2 tRNA genes and 2 rRNA genes (1 of these 4 only partly in view) are annotated in these 3,256 nt (G+C 50.7%); all 4 read right to left on the reverse strand.

The window, feature by feature from the left end:
- Nucleotides 1-1,295: ribosomal RNA gene (locus tag VE944_RS02115) — 23S ribosomal RNA — on the reverse strand (it extends 1,596 nt beyond the left edge of the window).
- A 197-nt stretch (nucleotides 1,296-1,492) separates the two neighbouring features.
- Nucleotides 1,493-1,565, reverse strand: a tRNA-Ala gene (locus VE944_RS02120).
- A 79-nt stretch (nucleotides 1,566-1,644) separates the two neighbouring features.
- A tRNA-Ile gene (locus VE944_RS02125) sits at nucleotides 1,645-1,718 on the reverse strand.
- 130 nt (nucleotides 1,719-1,848) lie between these two features.
- Nucleotides 1,849-3,256 (reverse strand): 16S ribosomal RNA (locus tag VE944_RS02130); the annotation flags it as partial.

Here is a 3,256-nt window from a genome sequence, read left to right on the forward strand (position 1 = left end):
AATGTTTGCGCTACTCAAGCCGACATTCTCACTTCCGTTTCGTCCACAGCTGCTTGCCGCTACTGCTTCTACCTACGACGGAACGCTCCCCTACCGATTAACATAAGTTAATCCCACAGCTTCGGTACATCGCTTAGCCCCGTTCATTTTCGGCGCGAGAGCGCTTGACTAGTGAGCTATTACGCACTCTTTCAAGGGTGGCTGCTTCTAGGCAAACCTCCTAGTTGTCTGTGCACTCTCACCTCCTTTATCACTTAGCGATGATTTGGGGACCTTAGCTGGTGGTCTGGGCTGTTTCCCTCTTGACAATGAAGCTTATCCCCCACTGTCTCACTGGCAATGTGTGCTCTGGGTATTCAGAGTTTGTCTCGATTTGGTACCGGTCTCCCAGCCCGCACCGAAACAGTGCTTTACCCCCCAGATATAATCATTACCGCTGCGCCTAAACACATTTCGGGGAGAACCAGCTAGCTCCTGGTTCGATTGGCATTTCACCCCTAACCACAACTCATCCGCTGATTTTTCAACATCAGTCGGTGCGGACCTCCACTTGGTGTTACCCAAGCTTCATCCTGGCCATGGTTAGATCACCAGGGTTCGGGTCTATAAACACTGATTATCGCCCTTTTCAGACTCGGTTTCCCTTTGGCTCCAGCATTCTCGCTTTAACCTACCAGTGCCTATAAGTCGCCGGCTCATTCTTCAACAGGCACGCGGTCAGACTTTTAAATAGTCCTCCCACTGCTTGTAAGCTAACGGTTTCATGTTCTATTTCACTCCCCTTCCGGGGTTCTTTTCACCTTTCCCTCGCGGTACTGGTTCACTATCGGTCACACAGTAGTATTTAGCCTTACGAGGTGGTCCTCGCTGATTCACATGGGATTCCTCGTGCCCCATGCTACTCGGGATTCAGCTACTATCCTTGAGTTTTCAACTACAGGACTTTCACCTTCTTTGGTGCAGTATTTAGCTGCTTCGTTTAACCGCCAGATTCGATATCGCTGTCCCACTACCCCAAAAGATAAATCTTTTGGTTTAGGCTTTTCCCCTTTCGCTCACCACTACTTAGGGAATCTCTGTTTTGATTTCTCTTCCTCCAGCTACTAAGATGTTTCAATTCGCTGGGTTGGCTCTCTCCTGCCTATATATTCAGCAGGTAGTATTAAGGGTTGCCCCATTCGGAAATCTCCGGCTCAATGTTTGCTTCCAACTCCCCGGAGCATATCGTCGGTAACCACGTCCTTCGTCGCCTCTGTGTGCCTAGGTATCCACCGTTAGCCCTTATTAGCTTGACCACTCAATTCATTTGGTGTTTCACAATTTTGCATTCACAAAAACATCCTTTCGGAATGTCTGTGTCTGCCTGCTAATTTCGCGTTACTATGCAGTTTTCAAGGTTCTGGCTGAGATTCAACTCAGCAGTCTGACTTCAATTAAGTCATGTTGCTGAACTCTCAATACATTTTATTTCATTCACGGCAATCGCCACAGGTGGAGGTTAGCGGACTCGAACCGCTGACATCCTGCTTGCAAAGCAGGCGCTCTACCAACTGAGCTAAACCCCCCTAAATAATTCGTAATTTCTAATTCGTAGTTCGTAATTAATTACGAATTACGCATTACGAATTATTAATTATCTTCAGGTGGGCCATCCTGGACTCGAACCAGGGACCTCACCCTTATCAGGGGTGCGCTCTAACCACCTGAGCTAATAGCCCATATCGAACCTTTATCATAGTTTGAAAGCGTTTAACATTTGCAAATGTCCGCGACCGACCTAGGTTAGACCAACTTACTATCTATTTAACTGTATGTTTTTCGATATGTAAGGGGTGTAGGTCTCCCTAAAAAGGAGGTGATCCAGCCACACCTTCCGGTACGGCTACCTTGTTACGACTTCACCCCAGTCACCAGTCCTGCCTTAGGCATCCTCCCCCCCGAAAGGTTGGAGTAATGACTTCGGGCACTACCAGCTTCCATGGTGTGACGGGCGGTGTGTACAAGGCCCGGGAACGAATTCACTGCAGTATGCTGACCTGCAATTACTAGCGATTCCTCCTTCACGCAGGCGAGTTGCAGCCTGCGATCTGAACTGAGCTCCGGTTTACGGGATTTGCTTGCATTCGCATGCTTGCTGCCCTCTGTCCGGAGCATTGTAGTACGTGTGTAGCCCAAGGCGTAAGGGGCATGCTGACTTGACGTCATCCCCACCTTCCTCCGGTTTGTCACCGGCAGTCTCTCTAGAGTGCCCAACTTAATGCTGGCAACTAAAAACGAGGGTTGCGCTCGTTGCGGGACTTAACCCAACATCTCACGACACGAGCTGACGACAGCCATGCACCACCTGTGTTCGCGCTCCCGAAGGCACTCTTCCCTTTCGAGAAGATTCGCGACATGTCAAGCCTTGGTAAGGTTCTTCGCGTTGCATCGAATTAAACCACATACTCCACCGCTTGTGCGGGCCCCCGTCAATTCCTTTGAGTTTCACCGTTGCCGGCGTACTCCCCAGGCGGGATACTTAACGCGTTAGCTACGGCACGGCTCGGGTCGATACAAGCCACGCCTAGTATCCATCGTTTACGGCTAGGACTACTGGGGTATCTAATCCCATTCGCTCCCCTAGCTTTCGTCCCTCAGTGTCAGTTACGGCCTAGCAGAGCGCCTTCGCCACTGGTGTTCTTCCTGATCTCTACGCATTTCACCGCTACACCAGGAATTCCCTCTGCCCCGAACGTACTCTAGCTATGTAGTTTCCACTGCTCTTATGAGGTTGAGCCTCACTCTTTAACAGCAGACTTACATCGCCACCTGCGGACGCTTTACGCCCAATCATTCCGGATAACGCTTGCATCCTCCGTATTACCGCGGCTGCTGGCACGGAGTTAGCCGATGCTTATTCCTCAGGTACCGTCATTGTGTTCTTCCCTGAGAAAAGAGGTTTACGACCCAAGAGCCTTCCTCCCTCACGCGGTATTGCTCCGTCAGGCTTTCGCCCATTGCGGAAAATTCCCCACTGCTGCCTCCCGTAGGAGTCTGGGCCGTGTCTCAGTCCCAGTGTGGCTGATCATCCTCTCAGACCAGCTACTGATCGTCGCCTAGGTGCGCCTTTACCACACCTACTAGCTAATCAGACGCGAGCTCATCTTCAGGCAGCAAGCCTTTCACCTCTCGGCATATCCGGTATTAGCCACCGTTTCCAGTGGTTGTCCCCGACCTGAAGCTAGATTCTCACGCGTTACTCACCCGTCCGCCACTA

It is taken from the genome of Nostoc sp. (assembly GCF_035638895.1).
Lineage (GTDB): Bacteria > Cyanobacteriota > Cyanobacteriia > Cyanobacteriales > Nostocaceae > Nostoc.